17 protein-coding genes are annotated in these 23,482 nt (G+C 41.4%); 12 read left to right on the top strand and 5 right to left on the bottom strand.

What is annotated here, in order from left to right; genetic code table 11:
- Window positions 1-6: 6 nt before the first annotated feature.
- Genes R8P61_14705 through R8P61_14720 form a run of 4 tightly spaced genes read right to left on the bottom strand, consistent with a single transcriptional unit; the run spans window position 7 to window position 5,137 of the window.
- Window positions 7-651 (bottom strand): VTC domain-containing protein, encoded by a 645-nt coding sequence (locus R8P61_14705; GenBank protein ID MDW3648317.1) that lies wholly within the window; start codon window positions 649-651, stop codon window positions 7-9.
- Complete coding sequence (locus R8P61_14710; GenBank protein ID MDW3648318.1) at window positions 648-1,520, bottom strand: hypothetical protein; 873 nt, start codon at window positions 1,518-1,520, stop codon at window positions 648-650. Before R8P61_14710 ends, R8P61_14705 begins: the two co-directional genes overlap by 4 nt.
- A 9-nt stretch (window positions 1,521-1,529) precedes the next feature.
- Window positions 1,530-4,463: a CotH kinase family protein gene (locus tag R8P61_14715; GenBank protein MDW3648319.1), complete on the bottom strand. Its 2,934-nt coding sequence runs from the start codon at window positions 4,461-4,463 to the stop codon at window positions 1,530-1,532.
- Window positions 4,460-5,137 (bottom strand): DUF4956 domain-containing protein, encoded by a 678-nt coding sequence (locus R8P61_14720; GenBank protein ID MDW3648320.1) that lies wholly within the window; start codon window positions 5,135-5,137, stop codon window positions 4,460-4,462. Before R8P61_14720 ends, R8P61_14715 begins: the two co-directional genes overlap by 4 nt.
- A 171-nt stretch (window positions 5,138-5,308) precedes the next feature.
- Between R8P61_14720 and R8P61_14725 the strand changes: the two genes are divergently transcribed.
- The 12 genes from R8P61_14725 (at window position 5,309) to R8P61_14780 (ending at window position 22,771) form a co-directional block, all read left to right on the top strand.
- Entirely contained in the window at window positions 5,309-6,736 is a 1,428-nt protein-coding gene (locus R8P61_14725) for an alpha/beta fold hydrolase (GenBank protein MDW3648321.1), read from the top strand.
- Between the two features lie 61 nt (window positions 6,737-6,797).
- Window positions 6,798-7,964, top strand: a complete 1,167-nt coding sequence (locus tag R8P61_14730; GenBank protein MDW3648322.1) for a hypothetical protein — start codon at window positions 6,798-6,800, stop codon at window positions 7,962-7,964.
- A 66-nt stretch (window positions 7,965-8,030) separates the two neighbouring features.
- Complete coding sequence (locus R8P61_14735) at window positions 8,031-10,403, top strand: hypothetical protein (GenBank protein ID MDW3648323.1); 2,373 nt, start codon at window positions 8,031-8,033, stop codon at window positions 10,401-10,403.
- 308 nt (window positions 10,404-10,711) lie between these two features.
- Complete coding sequence (locus tag R8P61_14740; protein ID MDW3648324.1) at window positions 10,712-12,148, top strand: M20 family peptidase; 1,437 nt, start codon at window positions 10,712-10,714, stop codon at window positions 12,146-12,148.
- 3 nt (window positions 12,149-12,151) lie between these two features.
- A complete protein-coding gene (locus tag R8P61_14745) occupies window positions 12,152-12,946 on the top strand; it encodes an arylamine N-acetyltransferase (GenBank protein MDW3648325.1) in 795 nt (264 codons plus the stop codon).
- Window positions 12,947-12,990: 44 nt separating this feature from the next.
- A complete protein-coding gene (locus R8P61_14750) occupies window positions 12,991-13,566 on the top strand; it encodes a pyridoxamine 5'-phosphate oxidase family protein (GenBank protein ID MDW3648326.1) in 576 nt (191 codons plus the stop codon).
- A 97-nt stretch (window positions 13,567-13,663) separates the two neighbouring features.
- Entirely contained in the window at window positions 13,664-14,794 is a 1,131-nt protein-coding gene (locus R8P61_14755) for an adenylate/guanylate cyclase domain-containing protein (protein MDW3648327.1), read from the top strand.
- Window positions 14,795-15,386: 592 nt separating this feature from the next.
- Window positions 15,387-16,676 carry a T9SS type A sorting domain-containing protein gene (locus R8P61_14760; protein ID MDW3648328.1) on the top strand — a complete coding sequence of 430 codons (1,290 nt, stop codon included), beginning with the start codon at window positions 15,387-15,389 and terminating at the stop codon, window positions 16,674-16,676.
- A gap of 159 nt (window positions 16,677-16,835) precedes the next feature.
- On the top strand, window positions 16,836-17,186 hold the full coding sequence (locus R8P61_14765) for a hypothetical protein (GenBank protein ID MDW3648329.1): 351 nt from the start codon (window positions 16,836-16,838) through the stop codon (window positions 17,184-17,186).
- 140 nt (window positions 17,187-17,326) lie between these two features.
- Window positions 17,327-20,569, top strand: coding sequence for a DUF1553 domain-containing protein (locus R8P61_14770; protein MDW3648330.1), 3,243 nt, complete (start codon window positions 17,327-17,329; stop codon window positions 20,567-20,569).
- A 5-nt stretch (window positions 20,570-20,574) separates the two neighbouring features.
- Window positions 20,575-22,041 (top strand): DUF1501 domain-containing protein, encoded by a 1,467-nt coding sequence (locus R8P61_14775; protein MDW3648331.1) that lies wholly within the window; start codon window positions 20,575-20,577, stop codon window positions 22,039-22,041.
- A gap of 31 nt (window positions 22,042-22,072) precedes the next feature.
- On the top strand, window positions 22,073-22,771 hold the full coding sequence (locus tag R8P61_14780; GenBank protein ID MDW3648332.1) for a diphthine--ammonia ligase: 699 nt from the start codon (window positions 22,073-22,075) through the stop codon (window positions 22,769-22,771).
- Window positions 22,772-22,968: 197 nt separating this feature from the next.
- Here the strand turns inward: R8P61_14780 and R8P61_14785 are convergent, their stop codons facing one another.
- A complete protein-coding gene (locus R8P61_14785) occupies window positions 22,969-23,466 on the bottom strand; it encodes a hypothetical protein (protein ID MDW3648333.1) in 498 nt (165 codons plus the stop codon).
- Window positions 23,467-23,482 lie beyond the last annotated feature (16 nt).

Genomic DNA, 23,482 nt, shown 5'->3' on the forward strand with positions numbered 1-23,482 from the left:
GGAAACCTAAGATAACAATAGAATCCCCTTTACATATTTACTGTTTTTGCTCTGGCGAAAAGGGAGTCTCTGACTGATCTTACCTACTTCATCATCCCATTCGCGATTGTATTTAAGCTCCAAAATGAAAGCAGGGTCTATACTGGCCTCATAGCTATTCCATCTCGAAGCATGGATGGGAAAGAATTCCAGTTGCCGATCCAGAGTAAGGCGAAATTTCTGATCAAAAGAAAGTAAATAGGAACGACTGTATCTATTAAAAAGACTGGGCTGTAAAGCGCCGAGTTCCGGAAAGGACTGTAAGATAGCTGGAAGCTTTTCGCCTAATTTCGCCAGATCAAAATCCTCCACATCAAAGGCATCCTTCCAGCCCAGTTCATTATGCTTATGCTTTATTTCCAGTTTTGCTCCCTTTATGATCTGCTGAGTATCGCCATACCACCTGATTCGATATTTCTTTCTTTCATTCCAACCCAGGACATTTTGATTCCAGGTATTCCTATCCGGGAAATCGAGGTAAATATTGTTGACGATCCTATCGGGATATAAGGTACTGAAAGAAGCCGGATGCAAATCAATGATTTGTTTCACCGCATCCAGACTCATGGACTCGATCCTGAATTTTCGTTCATATCTCAATTCTTTTTTCATAGCAGTTCATTGAGTATGGGAAAATCCCAGACCAAACTGGAATCAATAGGATCATATTCCAGATAAAGCAGTCGATCTTTGGGCAATTGAGCTCTTTTTATAGGATCTTTTTCAACACTATTGTTGATACCTGAAGCCAGAAACCAAATGCCATCCTTGCTTTGGTATTGATAGGATTTTGCTTTGATGCCCAGATCACCTGAAATCACGACCACTTGTATGCCTCTTTCCTGTACTGCCTGCAGCAAAGGGTAAATTTTCCTTTGAAATTGAGTTCTTGCCTCACAGGTATAGGGCCACCAGGCTTTGTCTGCATTGGCCGTTTCTTTGGCATCCATCTCAATTTCGGTATCTGTCCAGGTCAGCATATGGGACATGAGGATCAAATGGCTGGCATTGCGAAGGGTATCGCAGGTCCGTTGGATCATCCTGAATTGGTTCTCCTTGGCTTCGCACTCTGTTTCTTTATAGGAGGTATGGGTAACTAATACTTTCATTCCTCCAAAATCAGCTAAATAATGCAAGGGCCTACCCGTTTTTTCCCTTAGCCAATCCATATTCCCATTGCGGTAATCGTGATTGCCCAGGGCCCAGAGAGTTGTATGTTCTCCTAAGGAAAAAAGTCGATCCAGATAAGTCAGGGTCGCCTTTTCTTTCGTTGTCTCGGAGCACATATCGCCTCCTAGCCACAATTGCTCGTAACCACTCAAATCCAAGTGTTCCAACCTTTGATCCACCTTATTATCACCCCTGTGCCAGCTATATGTATGCCCCATGAATAGGATGCCTTTTTTAGGCTGGGGATCAATCTCTTCTTTACAAGAAAGCAAAGAGATAATCAGGATGATATATAGGAAAGCTTTTTGCAAATAGAACGATTATAAAGTCTCTGCCAGTTTGCCCTTGAGTCGTAATTCTGAACCTCTTTCGATCAGATGGAGAAAGTTAACTTTATCAAGAATCAATTCTTCTACTTTTATTTTTGCAGGGCCAAATTCCGGTTTTTTCTGGTAAGCGGTAAAGGCCGTATTGCAGGAGCTGATTTCGATCCTTTTGACTTCTGCATTTGAAAGGTCTTTGGAAGCCAGGGCGATATTAGCTCCTTCGATTTTTGCATCATAGATGATCACAAAAGACTCCTCCCCTACACTGATGCCTTTATCACCAGGATTTCTCACTTCCAATCCAAACAAATTGACACGGCTACCCGAAAAATCTACTCCATCATTCCCAGTTGAAATACATAGCAAATCATGGATATCACCTTTTCCAAAGTCTACATCTAAGCCATCTGAAAAGCTATGACTGATCACCGAATTACGGATTTCAAACTCCGAACGAATGAGGTTGATCGCATCTTCGCACTGGTTTTCATGAACCAGGAGATGCGCTATATCCACCTCAGATTCATAAAAACACAAGGCACCCGTCAATTGCCATTGGGCTTTATTCAGAGAAGAAAAATGCTCCAGATTTGTATAGCGAATATTTGATTTTTCAGCTGCTTGTAAGACGGTAAAGCCAGAGGCTGTTTTATCTGAGGAGTACAAATGAATGGCTTCTTCTTCGGTTCCCAAAAGCTGTACAGCAGATCGTGAGATAAAGGCAGCTCCTTTTACGAAATCCAAGCGAGTTCCGGGAAGTATCTCAACCCTATATCCAGGCGGAATCAGGATATCCTTATCTATCTGATGCTTTCCTGATATCAAGACTTTCTGTCCCTCAATTTTCAGGAAATCACTTTCTTCCAGCTTAAAGTTTGCCGAAGCCAAAGGAATTTCCGCCAATTCTCTTGACCAGGGAAGTACTCGACTTTCATAGATTTCATCTAATCCGGGTAATTTGAAAAGAAGTTTTCTTGTATCCTTTGGCCCTTCAAATTCTGTAAACTCAATCAATTGCTCCTGATCAGAAGGCCAAACAAAGATTGGCTCCTCCAAATGCGTTTCATCCAGCGCAATAATTTCAAGCGGAAGCAGGTGATAATTTCTCAGTCTATAGACCGCCTGATTCCCATTCCCTTTTTCCATAGATACCCGGATGCTATTGTCATTGAGGGGAAATAGCAAAGCCCGTATCCTTCGGGCATGTGCCTTCAATTGATCGGGATCATAAGTGTAGTCAAAATATTCTTTTCGAAGCTGGTATAATTTACCTTCCCATAGCGGTCTGAGGTCAAGAATCAGATCATCGAGATAGGCAGGCTGCGTGAATTTATTCAGATACTGATGGTATTTCTTGACAAAGGCAGTATCCCGCATATGCTGTTGGATGAGTTCATCTTCCGGGTTTCCCAGGGCAAGGTTTATCCCTTCTCCCAAAATTCGCTTTCCTCCTCCCAATCCAAAAATGCCGGATTCTGTATAACCATCATAGGCTATAGGTTCCAGTTTCGCGAGGACTGGATTATAGTAGAAGCGCTGGTTATGCCAGATAGTACTGTGATGTGCCTGACAGATATCGGTGATCGCATAGTATTTGGCCAGCAGATCCAGGTCGAATATCTCAGAAACAGCTTTCTTTCCTTCCTTGTAGGACAACATCAGGCTCCGCCCCACTTCAAACTGTTTGCGGAGCACCGAATCCTCCAGTATTCTTTTTTCTCTGAAAGCCAGTACTTCTGCAGCTTCAAAACTTTTATGTTTATCCTCCACCTCTCTACCGGGGATATCCATATCAAGTGATCTTTTCCGGGCATTCCAGACCCCATCTTCAGAAAACTTCAAAATCGGTCCTTCTCTTCTAGCTCTGTATTCTGGCAGGATTTTTTCGAAATGCTCTTCCAGGGCGTATATTCCTTTTTTCTCTCCATTAAGGGATACTTTCACGAAGTCATAGCGAGGACTCAGGACATCTTCTCTTGCCAGGAATTGATGATACATCCATTCACTCAGGAAGTCTCGATTCTCAGGTCTTTGAATGGAAAAGGTTGTCATGCGATTCCAGGCATGTTCTTCTTTTGCCCGAATTCGAAAAGACCATTTTTCATATTTCAGGTGATCCATCCAGTCTCCCTTGAAGCGAAGTTTAACAGGAATTTCATCTGTGGTTTCGATAATACGAGCTTTTACCCAATCCTTATCCTCCGCAAAATAAATCCCGGTATTGAGGATTTCCTGCCGACGATTTTTGAGAAAATCCATTCGGCTGTCATCTATCTTGAGATTTAGGCTAAAAATACTGCTATCAATATGTCCGACGATCGCACTTGAAGCCATCGCAACTCTTTCTATACTCAGGTCATCAAAATAAACTGCACTGGCTCCTCCCATAGGATAAATCCTAATTCCCTGTTCCTGATAATAAGCAGGAACCTCAAAGCTGAGTTCAAGCTTTTCCCATTCTTTATCGTCAATCTCAGAGGCTATGTCGCTGTGCTTATAGAAAGCTTCCCCAGCCGGATTATCTATGCTTACAACCAATCTACTAGCCTCCAGCTTATTCCCATACCGCCAAATGCTCACCCGATATCTATCTCCGGGTCGAGCTTTTTTCATCAGATAAAACATCCCATAAGCCTGGTCTTTATCGGTTTTGCTGGAATGATTTCCCGTTCGGGCATAGGTATCCGACTGGCTTTCTGCATTCTCAAACAAAGCCCCTTCTCCCTGGAACATACTTTTGCTTCCATCAAACACCAATTCTTCTGCCCCACAAAAAATGCGCTCTTTTACCTGAGCCTCATAGGAGGAGCGAGGGATATAACTGATCAGGATAAGCAATAGACAAATCCCTAGTAGAATCAGCAGGGATTTTTTCCCTATTTGGATAGGAAAAGAATATGAGCTACTATGTCCATCTTTCAGGATCATAGGGCCAGTTCAGCTTGATCAACGAGGGAATAGGTAGTGGAAGCAGAAAGGGCAGTCAATTTTGTTTGCAAGCTTGAAATTTGATCCAGGGAATCTGTTTTGATCCGGTAACTCAAACTCATTTGTTCCAGGCCTTTGTCCAATCTTTTCAACTCCACAAAAGGGAACAGTTCGGTAAGTACCTCACTCACCACTTTTACATCCTCTACGTCCGTTTGGATATTGAGATACATGGCATCGGATTTTTTCAATTCCTCAAATCCATTATATCTATGGAGGAAGTACATAAACAGCAGGATAAACACAAAAGCAACAAAGGCAATCAGAATTTGACTGGCTCCTGCTGCCAGACCGATGGCTATGCACAAAAACAAATACGTCAATTCTTCAGGGTCTTTGATTGCCGCTCTAAAGCGAACGATAGACAAGGCTCCAACCAGGCCCAGAGATAGAGCTATGGATGACTTTACGATGGTTATGATAAGTAAAGTAGTGAGTCCCAACGGAAGAAATATATTGGCAAAGCGCTTTCTATTGGAGATGGCATTTCCAAAACGAATATAAAATTGCCTGAGAATGGCGCATAAAGCCGCTGCAAAAAATAAATTAATCAGAAAATCCCCCAGGCTTACCGACTGGGAAAACTCTTCAAGATAAGACTCAAATATGTTCATGAAATTGCGTTAGCAGGATCTTGATCCATTTATCTTACGAAGGTAACAATTTGTTTACAAGCATGCTGAAAAATGCCTACGCTGCCGTTTTCTGCAAATTATGCACAGCTCTCTGCAATTTTTCTTCAAGTCAGCTTAATCTTATGTATCATTATGCTTAAACCCTTAGAAATGAATAGACAGAACTACTACTCGATCCTCCTTTTTTGCCTCTTTGCATGCTTTAGTAGTCAGCTAAAAGCTCAATCCTGCGACTTTATCCCGGGTATGAGTCAGCAGGCCCGTGTTCAATGTGGCCTACTCGAAGTACCTGAAAATCACGACAATAAAGCCGGAAGGAAAATTGAAATTGCCTATGTGGTTCTCAAAGCCAAAAATGAGCAATCTACTGCACATCCGCTGATTTACTTTTCCGGCGGTCCGGGAGGTGCCTCTATCCATCCCATGATTGCTCAGGGAAGAGCTCAAAGTAGCATCAACCAGGATCATGACATCATTATGTTTGATCAAAGAGGGATCGGATATTCCTCAGGACTCCCCAATATGGAAGCTGATTTCTTCAGCCTTATGTCTCAAAATGCCGATGAGGCGAAGGAACAGAGCCTGATGAATGACTTAATAAAGAAGTACAAAAAGATGTGTGATGACGAAGGCATTGGTTTGGAACACTACAATACCTTCCAGAATGCCAGAGATGTGGGCGCACTTATGGATCATTTGGGATATGAGAAATACAACATATCCGGAGGATCATATGGTACTCGTCTGGCTCGGGTGGTTCAGGATATGTTTCCGGAGAAAGTCAATTGTAGCTTGCTCAATTCGCCCAATCCTTTGGGGGATGATTTTCTGATTGATCGCATGGAAAGTTATAGCCTGGCATTGAGCAGAATATTCGATTACTGTGAAGGAAGTGAAGACTGTAAAAAGAAGTATCCCAATCTCAAAGAAGAATACATTGCAGCTATTAAAAAACTTAAGCAGAAACCCATCATTGCAAAGGTAAAAGGAGAAGACTTCTATGTAAATGCCCAGGATGCGGTTTACCTACTTCGCCGACTTTTATACGGAAATGCCTCCCGGGAAAAAGCTCCTGAATTGATCATGGCTTACAAAACCGGAAATACCGCTCCGATTGAGGCGGTTTTGGCAAATGAAATTCTCTTTACCAATTTCTACAATTCCTCCATGTGGTTATCGGTTGAACGCTATGAAGCTTTCCACGAAGAAAATACGCCCAAAAAAATCGCTGCGGTTTATAAAAAAATGGAACTTCTTCCCGCACGACTGGGTATTTTTACTTCTGCTTATACTGCGACTATGAATCACTGGCATCAATCTGTTTTGCCTGTATCTGAAAGAGACTTTAAACAGTCCGCAGTACCATCCCTTATCATGGTCAATCAATACGATCCGGTGACACCTCCGGAAAATGGCCACATATTCCAGAAACACTTAAGCAATTCCTATCTCTATATCCTCGATGAAGGAGGGCATGGAGGAGGTAATGAGGATTGTCGGGAAAAGGTCATGCTGGAGTTTATGGAGAATCCGAAAAAGGAACCTAATACCTCCTGTCTCAATCTTTATAAGGAGTAGGCTTGATTTAGCATTCTTCTGAGAAAGGTTTATCTTGTTTTTCACACACAAGAAAAGCCCTATGCCTTCATTAGAATTCAATGATTTTGTAACGGCTATCCTTACTGCCGTAGGAACGCTTGCTTTGTTTTTATTAAAGGAAAGAATAGATCGGAATAAAGAGCGCAAAAGTCAGGAGCAAGAAAGATTGAGCTATTTCAAAGCTTACACAGATCCTTTACGGGATTATTGTTATTCCTTGCAAAAGCGCTTGTATGATATCTTTAAATACAAAGCCAGATTTGTAGATCAGACGGTCCAGCATGATGAATTTCAGAATTACCAGTACATCAGTACCCTATATCGGTTTTGTGCTGTACTGGGATGGATCAGGGCAGTAAACAGAGAGTTGGCAGGGGTAGAGCTAGGTAATGCTGAGAATTATAAAAATCTTAAGCAAGCTTTGAAGAAATTTGAGAAGGCACTAACTAATAAAGAAGTTGATTCGAGTCGCCTGGAGTATTTGGCCATAAAATGGGGATTAGACATCAGTAGTTTACAAGCTGATGCGCAAAAATTAAAATCCTTTTGCAATGAATTGGATCAGGCACTTTGGCAGGAATTGATTTTGGTAAATCAGGCTAAAAAGCAAAAGGAAGGAGAAATGATCACCTCTGATTCTTTGCAAAGCCTAAGCAAAAAGGATCAATTGTCTGTACTGAGGTCTATTGCAAATAAAATCTGCAAAGAAATTGGTCAGGAAGAGGTAGAAATGCAGCTGATCGAAGATACCCGGGAATATGCTTCCTTCGTTCTAGCTCGAAAAGAAGCATGGATCTATAGTAACTGGCAACAAGCCATCGGAGATATGATGCTATCTCCCAGTGATGGCAGCAATCCCAACAGGCGATTTGAGGTCATGGGTTTCAGGGCTTTCGAAAGTTTGTATTTGAAACATGAAAAAGAAGATCATGAAGACAGCCGGTGGATCAAGCGGGTAGATGCGCTCTTCAGAAACTTAAAGGTAAGATCAATTAGTAATTCTCCCACGGACGCCCGCATTCCTGTTTTAAAGGAACTTTGTGAATGTCTCTTAATTCTCATTGAAAGTCTGGAAAGACTGGATGGTGAACCGGATAAGAAAACCCGGGACAAACTAGATCAACTTTCTGCAAAAACTCAGGAAGTATTAAACGGAAATCAAAAGAAACATGAAGAGGAAGTCTCCAAATTAGCACAGGCTGAATAAAGGTATTTCAGCTTCCTACAACCTATTCTGGAATTTCTCTGTCTTTCCTTGTAAATCACACACGCTATGCGCTACTATTATCAAAAATTCAGCAGTTGGATAAAAGAAAAACAAGCGAGAATAAAGCCTGGCAACAGGGCTTTTATGGGCGCTCAAAAGGGTTTACTGTATTTTTCAATAGCCATATTTTCTATATCTGGTCTTCTAACTACCCTTTCATCCAATGACTGGAGATTTATCCTCTTCCTGATTGCATTTGCTGCCAGTAGCCTCTTAGGAGGGATTCTCATTTCCAGACTTTCCCGCAAACTTAATCGCCTTCCCAAAAAATTCCATTGGACCCTGATAGCCTCTATTCCTCTTCTTCTGATAGCAGGTGGATTTTCAGGGAAGCACCTATTTTATATGATGATCATGGCTTCTCTTTTGGGAGCCTCTGTCGCCGTTTTGAGTTCAAATGTCTTTCGAGAAAAACCCAGGGCTCACAAAATCACAACATTTATAGGCTTAGGTCTCGGAAGTATCATGCTCATTGCAGCCATATTCTATTTTGCTCCCAGAGGCTTTGAGTTGGATGATCCTTTGCCAGAAGCGAGTAGCCCTAAATGGTCTTATCCGACCTTGGCTGATCCTAGCGAAACCGGTGAGTATACAGTCAAGGAATTTTTCTATGGAAGCGGAAAGGACAAACATCGTGATGGATTCGGTGCCGCTGCGGATTATATAAGCCCAACAGTTGATGGAACTGCTTTTTTGGATGATTGGGATGGTTTTGGAGGATGGTATAGGACTTGGTACTGGGGACATGATTATCGAGAACTCCCCTTAAATGCCCAGGTTTGGTATCCGGAAGGAGAAGGACCCTTTCCCCTTGTGCTCATCACCCATGGCAACCACGGCATGCAGGATTATTCAGATGTGGGTTATGGATATTTGGGGGAAATGCTGGCAAGTCGGGGCTATATTTTTGCAACGGTAGATGAGAATTTCCTTAATGGTTCCTGGTCCGATATTTTTGGGGGACTGGAAAAGGAAAATGATGCCCGAGCATGGATACTATTGGAACATCTGAAACTTTGGCATCAATGGAATGAAGAGGAAGAACATCCTTTTTTCGGGAAACTGGATACAGAGAATATTGCCCTTATCGGACACTCTCGAGGTGGAGAAGCTATGTCTCATGCAGCAGCCTTCAATCAGCTTTCTACTTATCCGGATGATGGAAGTGTAAAATTTGATTATGGCTTCAACCTCAAAGCCGTTTGTGCTATCGCCCCGGTAGATGGTCAATATCAACCGGGAAGGACAAGAACCTATTTCAATAATGTCAATTATTTCTCCTTGCATGGCGCACAGGATGCTGATGTCACAAGTTTTTCCGGTTCACGGATATATGAAAGAGTAGGATTTACAGACTCACTCTACCACTTCAAATCGGGACTATATATTTATGGAGCCAATCATGGGCAATTCAATACCTCATGGGGCGACAATGATCGGGGTGGCGTTTCTTTCACCCGTTTACTCAACCTCAAACAATTGATGCCCGCAGCCGAGCAGGAGCAAATTGCCAAGGTGTATATCAGTGCTTTTCTGGATGCCTCCCTAAAAGGAAAAACAGAATACCTTCCCCTATTTACAGATGCCCGATTGGGAGCTGATTTCCTCCCCAAAAATGTTTACCTGAATCAGTTTGAGGATACGGAGATGCAGTTTCTGACTAAGTTTGATGAGGACCTGGATTTGAAAAGCAGTCCTTATCGTCCAAATAGCTTTTCTGCTTCAGCATTGACGGTCTGGAAGGAGGCCAATATTAAGATGAAATACGGAGTAAAAGATACTCGGGCTGTTTATTTGGGATGGCATAGAGATGAGGAACCTACAGACACTGCTTTCTTTGATATGGAGGTAGCAGGAGCTGAGATCAAATTGGATTCCAGTAGTCAATTGGTTTTCAGCATGTCTCATGTAAAAGGATCTACAAATCCTAAATCCAAAGGGAAGTGGATCAATAATGAGGAAGAAAATGAATCTGAAGAGGAAGAAGATGAGGATGAGGATGAGGATGAGGATGAGGATGAGGATGAGGATGAGGATGAGGATGAAGATAAGGAGGAGGAGGAAGGGTCTAAAAAGGCAGAAGGAATTGACCTGAGCATCCAACTTACAGATACACAAGGCAGACATATTTCATTTCCTTTAAGTGATTTCAGCCCCTTGAATAAATTACTTAAAGTCAAAGTAATGAAAGATGATTTTATCTTCGGGGATCCTCAATCTGAAAGTATCTTTCAAAGCTATGTTTTTCCCCTGGAATCCTATCTTGAGAAGAACCCGACATTTGAAATCGAATCACTACAAAGCATAAGATTTGTATTTAATAAGACGGAAAAAGGATTGCTGATCCTGGATAATATTGGTTTCCGAAGCCCCTGGTAAAAGAATTTGATGAGCGTTATAGCAAAAAAAGGTTTAGGGTAATTATTTAAACCTAAAGAAGAAGCTTTTGCAATTTCAGGGCAAGCACGCATCCTTGATATCGAAGATGTGAGTAGTCCCGCTTATATCCTTAGCGAGGATCAATACCTCCTAAATTTGCCCTGCAGATTTAAAAATATCTTTTCTCATTATTTCCTTTTTACACTTGCTTCAAACATCAATACGCTTATCCGGATTTCAGGAAGATTTTGTCAATTCTGCATTTATGTATTTCTCTTCCTAAATTGCGGATATTTTAGAAAAACTACATGAAAAAATTATTACTACTAATTGGAGGAATATTCCTATTGCTTATTGCTGTCCTCCTATTCAATACCCTGATGGTATCCAGTTCTCAACCTCAATATGATGAGGTTCAGCCCATGGAAATTTCTAATAATGCCATCCTGAATTTTCAAAAAGCTATTCAATTCCCGACGATATCCTATACAGATCGCAGTCGCATGGATACAGCGGCATTTGAAAATTTTCTCGAGTATATTAAAGGAGCCTATCCCCTGTTTCATGAAAACTTGGAGCGCGAGCTTTTTAACTATACCCCCCTTTACACCTGGAAAGGGAGTGATCCCAATGCTCCTGCTTTAGTTATGATGGGACATTATGATGTGGTTCCAGTTGATTCAAATACCATAGATCAATGGGAAGCCGGGCCTTTTTCTGGTGAAATCAAAGATGGTAGTGTCTATGGAAGAGGAACGATGGATGACAAGATCAATGTAATTGCAGCACTGGAAGCTGTAGAAACCCTATTGGAAAAAGGCTATCAACCTCGCAATACTATATACCTCTCTTTTGGGCATGATGAAGAAATCGGAGGAGATGAAGGGGCCAAAAAAGTAGCAGAACATCTCAAAGCAAAGGGAGTTCCGATCAGTTTTGCTATAGACGAAGGAGGTTTTATCGCCAGTGAAGAGATAACTCAAACCAAAGGTCCTATCGCTATGGTTAATACCGGGGAGAAGGGCTATGTATCTTATCGACTAACGATCCATACAGATGGAGGACATTCTTCTGCTCCTCCAGAGGATAACACCATTGGCTCCCTGGCAAAAGCTATCACTGCTCTTGAGGCAAATCAGTTTCCTTACAGAATGCTTCCCGTGATGGAAGCGCAATTGGAAAAAATGGCACCAGCTATGGACGGTTTTTTCATGCGCATGGTGATGGCCAATCCCTGGTTGTTTGGCAGTTTTATGGCTGAATTTGCAAATGCGCATACAACCACCGCTCCCACCATTATCGAAGGAGGGGTGAAAGACAATGTTATTCCGACCCAGGCTTCTGTTGTGGTAAATTTCAGGATCATGCCGGGCGAAACAGGGGAAATGATTGAAAAACATATCGCTGAGACGGTAAATGACGAAAGGATTAGCATTGAAAAATATGATATACTCAATGAAGCTTCACCTGTATCCGATCATGAATCAGATAGTTATAAGTTGTTGGAAAGAACCATCATTGAGATGTTTCCGGAAGTGACCGTAACTCCCGGCCTTTTAGGTGGGGGAACTGATAGTAAACATTTCATCGGGGTGGCTGATCAGGTATACCGCTTCTACCCTACCCGCATTAATCCAGAATGTATGAGCTGTTTCCATGGAAACAATGAACACATCAGTGCCAATAATTATAAAGAGACCATCCAATTCAACATGCAATTGATCAAAAATTTCTGTGAATTGTAAAGCATGGATGTACAGGCATATCTAAACAGGATCGGGTATCAAGGAAAGCTTGAGCCCGATCTTGCGCTTTTACGCGAGCTTCAAAGTCATCACATATACAAGATTCCATTTGAGAATCTGGATATCCACTATGGAAGGAAAATACGCCTGGATAAAGACCAGATTTTCCAAAAGCTCATGGTCGAACATAGAGGGGGATTTTGTTATGAATTAAATGGCTTGTTTTACTTTCTACTAGAAGAATTGGGATACCGCTTAGTCAGGATTTCAGCACGTGTATATGGATCGAATGGAGAATTGGGACCAGAATATGATCATTTAGCAATCCTTTGTCAGCTAGCAGAAGGTCTCTTTTTGGTAGATGTCGGCTTTGGTGAATTTTCCCTTTATCCTCTGGCCTTTCAAACAGCAGAAGAAATTGAGGATCCCAGAGGTAGATATCGATTTGAGGTTTATGACGAAACACATTTTCTTCTTTCCAAAAAAGTAGACGAAATCTGGAAAGCTGAATACCTCTTTAGCCCGGAAGATAGAACTTATCAGGAATTTGAGAAAATGTGTGAGTTTCATCAGATCTCTGAACATTCCCCCTTCACCCAAAAAAGAGTATGCAGCCTGGCTATTCCTGATGGCAGAATCAGTTTACTCAATGATAGGCTGAAAATTCGCAAGGGAGAACAAACGAAGGAAATAGACATTCATGACGAAAAAGAAGTCAAAGTCTATCTGGATGAGTATTTCGGAATTCGCAGCGATTTCTGGTCAGAAGAATTTTCAAATAATTCCAGACCAAATTAATCGGCAGTCGTACAATAAAACTTAGTTAAACCAAGAGACTCCCTATGGCAAAATTTACAGATACCCTAACTGAAGCCCACCAAAAGTTTATCCAAAACCAAAAACTCTTTTTCACAGGAACTGCTGCACTTGAGGCTGATTCCCGTATCAATATTTCTCCCAAGGGCCTGGACTCCTTCAAAGTAATCTCAGCAAGCGAGGTAGCCTATATGGACCTGATCGGAAGTGGAAATGAGACTTCTGCTCACACCCTGCAAAACTCCCGGATAACCATCATGTTTTGTTCATTTGACAAGCGTCCCAATATCCTGAGAATTTATGGCAAAGGGAGAGCCGTTATTCCTGGCACAAAGGATTGGTCGAAGTATGCTGCCCATTTTGATCTGGCTAAAAACACCCGACAAATCATCGTAATCGATGTTGAATCAGTCCAAACTTCCTGCGGGTATGGTGTACCCGTTTATGAGTATAAAGGAGGTCGTGATCAGTTTGACAAATGGACCGAACACAAAGGAGAAGAAGGTATGAAAACCTATATTCTGGAAAAGAATATGAAAAGCATAGACGGATTGGAAACGGACTGGGCCAAATATGCTGTTGAGAAAAAATTAAATAATTAATTGACAAATCGTTTCTGGTTCAGATGATTCCAGCAGACAGTGTATGAAATATTTTATATATTGAATGTTGACTTAATATACTGTCTGGGAAACGCACATGAACGCCGAAGAAAAAATTCTCGCAACATTTCTTGATTTTTGGAATACCTGGGCTGCAAGAGCCAAAAAACGTGAGACTATTGAAGAACTTATCCCTTTCTTTTGTCCGGAGGTAAGTGCCATTGGTACCGGATTCCATGAAGTCGGGAAAGATCACAGCATGGTTATCAAGAATTTTGAAGATGACCTCAATGACTGGCAACACCCCATAGATCTGGAATTCTTTTTTACCAGGGTAAAAGTCTTGTCAGACACATCCGGGCTGGTTGAAGCCGAGGCCAATGTGTATTTGCGAATGCAAAATTCCCCTGACCTTCATTTCCATTTGAGGTTTACGACTATCTTTATTCTTAGTGAAGGTCAATGGAAATTGACCCATAATCATGTTTCAATTCCAGCCCAGGAACAAGATGTCGGTGAAGCTTATCCAATTGATGCCTTAAGAGCAAAAAACAATCGCCTGAAACAGCTGGTAGAAGAACAGACAGCTGAGCTTAAAAAAGCCAAAGAAAGATCTGAAGAACTCTTATATAATATCCTTCCTTCGGTTGTGGCTCAGGAACTCATGGAAACGGGAAAAACCGTTCCTTCAAGATTTGAAGAGGTGAGTATACTTTTTACCGATTTTAAGGAATTCACGAATATAGTTGCTACTATCCCGGCTCGAAAACTGGTAGAAGAATTGAATGAGATTTTTCATGAATTCGATGACATCATGGAAGAAGTCGGGGTCGAGAAAATCCAGACCATTGGAGATGGATATTTAGCAGCCTGTGGTCTTCCTAAAGAAGATCCGGATCATGCCTTGAAGTGTGTCATTGCGGCCCAGAAGATTTTGCTGTATCTGGATAAAAGGAATAAAAACAGTGCCATCAAATGGAAGGTCAGGATCGGTATTCATTCGGGTCCTATAACCGCCGGAGTGGTAGGAAAGAATAAAATCACCTATGACCTCTTTGGTGACACAGTCAATACAGCCAGTCGAATTGAGACAGCCGGGGAAGAAGGTCGAATCAATATCTCTGCTTATACCTATTATCTCATCAAGGACAAATTGCCTTGTGAGTATAGAGGCAAAATTAAAGCTAAGGGTAAAGGAGAACTGGACATGTATTTTGTCAGTAAGTAAGAGTAGCTCAAAAAGAAAGCCCGGGATTGCTCCCGGACTCGAGGGTACTAATACTAAGTACAATAAGGGTATCTTTAATGGAATCAGTCTTCTTCCTGATTTCCATCCTTTTGTCATTAAATCTTGCCTAATTGCCCTACTCTTTCAGGGCTTTAAAATTCTGTCTATAGATAAATCTTGTCAACTTTCTTTAAGAACATATTAGATAACTTATATAAGTTATATTTTGTTTAACATTTATACAAATTTATTAAACAAAACATATAGAAATTGTCTCCCATCTGTCCTTTTTATCCTACATATCTACCTGTTTTTAATTCAAAATGTATGAATTGAAAACGGTATCCTTTGAAATTGATATTTCGGCTTAATAATAAATTTTTTATGTGCCTTAATAGATTTTTCAGATATTGTATAGGAAGCACGCATATCACATCTAAATAACCATGAAGATCAAAAAGATAGCATCCTATATCTTTTTTTGTTACAGTCCTGATTTAGCCCAAAGAATTATCCTTCGGGGATGATCTTAGATATTAACACCTAATAGTGTCTGAACAATTTTTGTATTTACAACTTTATCTCACGAATCATGAAAAAAACTTTTACCTATTTACTGTCTTTTCTAATCCTATTAAGCTTTCAAAAGCATGCATTGGCTCAAGGAGGCAATGCACTGGATTTTGATGGAGTCGATGATGTAGTATCTATTAGCTCAATCACAGGGAGCCTTCATACGATCGAATTTTACCTCAATGCCAACACTACTCTGGATGGAACAGGAGCCATTTCTCTATTGTTCAACTTCAATTTAAATACTCAATGGATTGCTTTAAATGGTGTCACAGGTGCTTTAACGGATGAAACTATAAGTATCAGTAGCGGGGGTGGAAATTACAGTGCTACGGATACTGATATCAGCAGTGGATGGCATCATATTGCCATTGTAAGTGATGGTGCAACATACAACCAAATCTACATTGATGGCTTAGCTGCAAATATGATTGCCACCGGAGCAACAGTATTTAGCAATACTACTATTGATCTGGGAAGAAGGATCATTTCTCCACCAAACAGTCCCTTTAGTGGCCAAATCGAAGAATTACGACTTTGGACCGTGAGCAGAACACCGGGGGAGATCATGTCAACCTTAAATATGGAACTTACTGGTGCTGAGGCGAACCTAGCGACCTATTTTAACTTCAACCTGGGAACAGCAGGTGGAGATAATGGAAGTAGTTGTCCAGCCGCTCCTTGTATTATTAGTATTAATGATGTAAGTGGAAGTGGGGTAACTGGTACACTCGCCGGCTTTAGTCTAACAGGAGCAAACTCTAATTGGGTAGCCTCCAATGCTCCTCTACCCGTCGAATTCTTATCCTTCAAAGCACTTAATACGCCTACAGGTATTTCCCTGGATTGGGAAACGACTCAGGAAATCAATAACTCAGGTTTTGAGGTACAATTTTCAACTGACCTGAACAATTGGGAAAAACTGGGCTTTGTTGAAGGTAAAGGAGCTGTTACAGAGATCAATAGCTACAATTTCCTCCACAGCAATCCAAAGAAAGGACAGAACTATTACCGACTAAAGCAAATTGATATCAATGGAGCCTTTGATTTCTCAGAACTCGTTTCTGTTTATTCCAGTGGATTAGGTGTACTCAACATCTATCCTAATCCAAGTCAATCATTGATAAATATTGATGGGATTGATGTCGAAAATGTAAAATACCGGATCATAGATAATACAGGAAGAACGATCCGCCAATCCGAATTGGACAAAAATCAGATTGATATTAGCTCCCTGGCAAATGGCATGTATTTCCTAAGTCTCGATATAGCAGGAAAAAATATTGTCCAGCGAATCCTTAAATTCTAGGATATACGAATTGACAAATAATTCGAAATTCGAATAAAGGAATCCCGTAATCTATTCGGGATTCCTTTTTTTGGTACAAAGATTCTTGCAGCGAATGCAATCAACTTTTCGTTCGATTAAAAGAAGCACAGCTTTTTCATTCACCTAAAAACAAACACAATGAAAACCTACAAGATTTTTGCTTTTAGTCTATTGATATATTGCTTGGCCTGTGAAGAAGTTGACTTTTCAAAGGTTTGCAATGTAAGTGATCCCTCGACCGAATTAGACTGGTTGAAAGACATGATTGAAAATCGAGGAGATATCTATCAAAATGAAATAAGCTATTTTAGTTTCATTTTTGAGAATACTGTATATATCCAGGATTTGTATTGCGGAAACTCATTCATCTTGTGGAATTCTACCTATTTTGATTGCAAGGGAAAGGAGAAAAGTTTCAGCACAGAAGATCTCCAAAAAATCAATATGCAAGAGAAAGAACTTGTTTGGAAAGGTACAGATTGCGATTAGGTTTACGGTTTCCTGATTAGTTGTAATTTTTTAAGCTGCTTTTTGGAAAGATATGCATTGTAGAGATTTTAGTAGCTGAAAGGGAAAGATAAAAGAGATTATCCTTAACTTGTATTCATCTACTACAAATAAGTTTCGAAATGCTAGAAAAAGCTTTTCGCCTGGTATTTTTTACAGGGATAGTCTATCTCTTGTCCTCCTGCAATATTGGATCAAGCCCTGAGCATCAATTTGCTCAAGAACTTCCGCAAAAGCTAGATTTCAATTTCCATATAAAGCCCATTCTATCGGACCGATGTTACAGCTGTCACGGCCCGGATGAAAAAGCGCGAGAAGCCGATCTAAGATTAGACCGGGAGGAAGATGCATTTAACGCATTAAAGAATGATCCATCTACTTATCCCATTGTTGCCGGGAACGCTCATAAAAGCGCAATTTTCCAAAGGATAAGCAGTTCAGATCCTGAACTGCAAATGCCACCCCCAAGCTCAAAGCTCCACTTATCAGCTTATGAAATTGCCTTGATTGAGAAATGGATAGAACAAGGCGCAGAATGGAAAGATCATTGGGCCTTTATTCCACCCTCAAAAGGATCGCTTCCCATTTCTCAGAAAAACACATGGGCCCAAAATGAAATTGATCATTTCATCCTGAAAAAGTTGGAAGATTCAGGTCTCCAGCCCTCTCCAACAAGCGATAAAGCAAGTCTTCTGAGACGGCTTTCTTTTGACCTAAGGGGTCTTCCACCCAGTTTGGATGAACTGGATCAGTTTCTGGCAGATGAAAAACCAGCAGCGTTTGAGAATTGGATAGATAGGTTTCTGGAAGATCCTGCTTATGGAGAACGCATGGCAGCAGATTGGATGGATGTTGCCCGCTATGCAGACACGCATGGATATTTGGATGATACCCATCGAGAGGTCTGGCAATGGAGAGAATGGGTCATTAAGTCCTTTAATGAAAACCTCCCCTACGATCAATTCATTATTTGGCAAACGGCCGGAGACTTATTACCCAATCCAACGAAAGAACAAATTCTAGCAACCTGTTTTCAACGTCTACATCGGCAAAATCAGGAAGGAGGTGTATTGCCGGAAGAGTATCGGGTTGAGTATGTCGCAGACAGGGTTCAAACAACTTCCAAAGCTTTCCTCGGACTCACCATGGAATGCGCTCGCTGCCATGACCACAAATATGATCCGATTAGCCAGAAAGAATATTATAGTATGGCTGCTTTTTTCAATAGTACGTTTGAAACAGGCAGAGCGCCCATCGGATATGAATCCGGCCCTACGATGCTCCTGACAGATGATGAAGTTGATGCTCAAATAAAGAGCCTTAAAGGGGCGATTTCGAATAGCAAATCTATACTCCGGCAAAAAGAGCAGTCCCTGATTAAAGCTTTTGATGAATGGATGAAAAAAGAAAGGTTCAAAGCTGCTGCATCTTCCCGAAAAAACACAGCTCTATTGGCTCATTTTTCTTTTGACAAATCCACAGGAAACACTTACCCTAATATCATAAATCCCAGGAATTCGGCCATCATGATCAAAGGCAAAGCAGAGGATTATGCGGAGGAAGGTTTTAGAGGAAAAGCCATTCAATTCGATGAAGAAAATGCGGTATTATTTGGGAAAGAATTAGGACAATTTGATCGAACAGATCCCTTTAGTTTCAATCTGGCCATTTTTCCAGCTGAAGCCTATGAGGATGCCAGCATCTTTGACAATTGCGATCATAAATGGCATGCCTACAGAGGATATGAGCTCAGGATTAAAGAGGGAAAGCTTTTGTTCCGAATCAGTCATAACTATCCTCAAAATGCCCTGGAAATAATCTCAGAGCAAGCCCTTCCTGTAAATCAGTGGAGCCAGATCGCCATCAGTTATGATGGAAGTAGCAAAGCCGAGGGTATGCAGCTTTACCTGAATGGTGAAAAGATGCCAAGCAAAATCAACCTGAATCATTTATATAAGTCCAGCCTCCATACAGATAAAAATGATATGGTAGTCATGCCTTATTTTGGCCTGAACATGGGATGGCGGATGAATGATCCTAGTTTGCTGGACGGTAAACTGGATGAATTCAGCATTTATTCTCGTGAACTAAGTCCTTTGGAAATTGCAGACCTCCACCAAAGACGGAACATCAAAGATATTCTGCTATCAAACAGCCTTGAAGGAGAGGAATTGGATCTATTAAAAGACTACTATCTACTGAGTGTCAGAGATAGTCTGGAAGAAGAAAAAAGACTCAAAAAGTTAGAGCGGGAAGAGAACAAATTATTGAGTGAGATTTCTGAAATCATGGTATTGGGAGATCAGCAATCTCCCAGACCTACATTTGTTTTGAATCGGGGAGCTTACGATGATCCTCTGGAAGAAGTCTTTATGACTACTCCTGAGAAGATTCTGCCTTTCCCAGAAAAAGCAGAAAGAAACCGACTAGGTCTGGCGAAATGGCTGGTTTCTCCGGACAATCCTCTTACCGCACGAGTGATGGTAAATAGATTATGGCAAATGTGTTTTGGAGAAGGCCTGGTCCGTACGCCAGATGATTTTGGGAGCCAGGGAGCTCTCCCCAGTCATCCGGATTTGCTGGACTTTCTGGCAGTGAATTTTATTGAATCCGGCTATGATATAAAAGCCATGCTCAAATTTATACTGAGCTCTGCTACCTACCAGCAAAGCTCTGTTATAGATGAAGAATTACTAGAGAAAGATCCCGACAATATCTTATTGGCCAGAGCGCCCAGATATCGACTTTCTGCTGAAATGCTCCGTGATCAGGCATTGGCTGCCAGTGAACTTCTGGTACGAAAACCAGGTGGTGAAAGCATCAAACCCTATCAGCCCAAAGGTTTGTGGGCGGAAGCAGCCTTTCAGGCCTGGGCAAATTATCAGCAGGATACTGGAGAAGATCTCTATAAGCGAAGCTTGTATATTTATTGGAAGCGAAACACCCCGCATCCCTTTATGACCACCTTCGATATTCCGGATCGGGCAAGTTGTACAGTAAAGCGCCTGCGAACCAGTAGTCCGCTTCAGTCTTTGATGCTGCTCAATTACCCACAATTTCCAGAAGCAGCCAGAGCATTGGCAGAATGGACCATGAAAAAGGGAGGAGAAAACCTTGAGGAAAGACTTATTTATATCTACAGAAAACTGAGTAGTCATTTTCCGGATGAAACAAGCATGCAATTGATGAAGGAATTTTATGAATCTGAATATAAAAGGTTCCAAGAAGCAGAAGGGTCTGCCCAGGACTTTCTTTCTGTGGGAGAATACGAGCTACAAGCACAATCAGATCTTCCTCAATTGGCAAGCCTGGCATCTCTGAGTCTCAGTCTCTTAAATACGACCCCTGTTTATATGAAACAATAAGGAATATGGATCAGGATTTTCATAAAGAAATACAAAAACGGGATAGACGAAGCTTCCTCTCCACATCCACCCTGGGACTGGGAGCTCTGAGTCTTTCATTATTAGGGGGAGCTGGAACTTTGCTGGGCCAGACTTCTCAGGCAGAGACAAAAATACCAACAACTATAGGAGAGCTTCCCCATCATATCGCAAAGGCCAAGCGTGTTATTTTTCTCTTCCAGGCAGGAGGTCCCTCTCAAATGGATCTTTTCGACCACAAGCCCATCCTCAGTCAACGACATGGGGAAGAAATGCCCAAATCTATCCGAGGCAAGCAACGGGTTTCTGGTATGACTGCCTCTCAGGGTAAATTCCCCATTACTGCTTCCCATTTTTCCTTTCAACAATACGGAGAAAGTCGAGCCTGGATCAGCGAACTACTCCCCTACACGGCTCAAGTCGCTGATGATCTCTGTTTTGTAAAAAGTATGCATACCAATGCCATCAATCACACCCCTGGAGTAAGCTTCTTTCAAACAGGTTCTGAGCAAAGCGGAAGGCCCAGTTTTGGTTCCTGGGTAAGTTATGGACTGGGAAGTGATAATGAAGATTTGCCAGCCTTTGTAGTTCTACTTTCACGTGCTCAGCGGGTTCAAATCACCCTCAACTCCAGCTTATGGAGCAATGGATTTTTACCTACCTTCCATCAAGGGGTACAATTTCGGTCCGGGAAAGATCCTGTTTTATACCTCAATAATCCAGCTGGCATTGATCGGAGAAGCAGGCGAAAAGCACTTGACCTGATCAAAAGTTTAAATGAAAGAGAACAGGCAAAAAGTGGAGATCCGGAAATAGCAAGTCAGATCGCACAATATGAAATGGCCTATCGTATGCAGACCTCTGTTCCGGGTGTCGTTGATATTTCCAATGAACCCCAGTATATCCTGGATATGTACGGCAAGGATGCCCAAATCCCGGGAACCTATGCAGCCAATTGTTTGCTTGCCCGGAGATTGGCAGAACAAGGGGTGAAATTTATCCAATTGTACCACATGGGATGGGACCATCACTCTGATTTGCCTTCCCGATTGCAAGATACTTGTAGAGAGACCGATCAGGCTTCAGCTGCCCTGGTAAAAGACCTTAAACAAAGAGGCTTATGGGAAGATACCCTAATAGTTTGGGGAGGTGAATTTGGAAGAACGGCTTTTTCGCAAGGGACGGTTACGCCCGACAATTATGGTCGGGATCATCACCCTCGCTGCTTTACAGTCTGGCTTTCAGGGGGAGGAATTAAGCCGGGAATTTCCTATGGAGAAACCGATGACTTCAGCTACAATATTGTCAAAGATCCGGTTCATGTACATGACCTGCAGGCGACTCTTTTGCATCAATTGGGACTGGACCATGAACGACTTACTTTCAAACATCAGGGTCGAAGATATAGGCTTACAGATGTACATGGACAAATCGTAAAAGGGATTCTCAGTTAGCAAAGGATTAGAAGAAATCCCATCTTTAAACATGATTCAGAGTTTCTTCAATTGGAGCGGAGGAAAGGACTCCTCTTTTACCCTCTATAAAGTTTTACAAGCAGACAAATTTGAGGTAAAGGCCCTGCTCACCAATATCAGTGAAGAGTATGAACGCATCTCTATGCATGGGGTACGCAAAGAACTTCTTGTGGCGCAAGCTCAGCAATTAAATATTCCCCTTCACACCCTTTCCCTTCCAAAAGGAATCGATATGGAGGCTTATGGCAAACTTGTCAATAACAAGATTGCTGAATTTAAACGGGCAGGTATAGATACAGCCATATTCGGAGACATCTTTCTGGAGGACTTACGAAAGTATAGAGAGGATCAATTGGCGAAAGTCGGGATAAAAGCCGTCTTCCCGATCTGGAAAAAAGATACCCGGGAATTGGTGCAAGAGTTTATAGAGCTAGGATTTAAAGCCTATGTAGTTTGCTGCAATGCCCGACTGATGGGCAAAGAATTTGTAGGTTGCCTCATTGATGAAGACTTTTTAGCCAATCTTCCCAAAGAAGTCGATCCCTGTGGAGAGAATGGCGAGTTTCACAGCTATGTTTTTGATGGACCCATTTTTCAGGAGGAAATAAAAGTGAAAGTAGGTGAAAAGATCCTGCGGAGCTATCAGAAAGAGGAGGAAGAAACCAATTGGGATAGTGAGTATTGGTATTGTGATTTGTTGGCGGAATAGAAGACAATAAACATCCTACTTATTTGCAGTAGTTTAATAAAGATGACAGCTCTTGTGAATCGGACAATTAAAGTATCTCTTTCTTTTCAGTACCTGACTATTCTCTTCAAATGGGCTAAATGGAGCAAGAAACCTTAGCTTTTTCATTGAAACCTTTTCCAGTACCATTTCATCTAGGAAAATCAGGTGAATTGCCCTTAATTTCGCTTGGGATTATTCACTTTATTTGTGTTACAATAGTAGTACAGAGAGCAATATCTTTCTTTCTTCCATTTCCTCTTCACACTTATGGCACGATCTGAAAATGGGAAATCCGGTCCAAGGAAAATTAGTTTCTTCTTGGACACAAGCTTTAGCTTAACTATATCGGGAATGTAAAGATGTTGAAAAGGGCAAAAATCTGTATTCGATGTATCTTGAAAGAAGTAGGAACTATCTTCCGTATTGTAGACATAGTGCAAAGAGGAAAGTGAAAAGGTCATGGTATCATTTGCATACTCAATTTCACCGAGACACCTCCCAAGAAAAAACTCTTCTTCCGTATTAAACCAACGCATACAATAGGTTGAATCAGAATGAACGGCCAGATTGATGGTAACATCTTCTGCATAGCCCATATAGAAGTCCGTGTAAATAAACTGGGAAAATCCCATCAGCGGCAGAATGTCTATTAAGCAAAGCAGCAATATTCTCATAGTGATAAGATACAAA

It is taken from the genome of Bacteroidia bacterium, assembly GCA_033391075.1.
Classification (GTDB): Bacteria; Bacteroidota; Bacteroidia; order J057; family J057; genus JAWPMV01.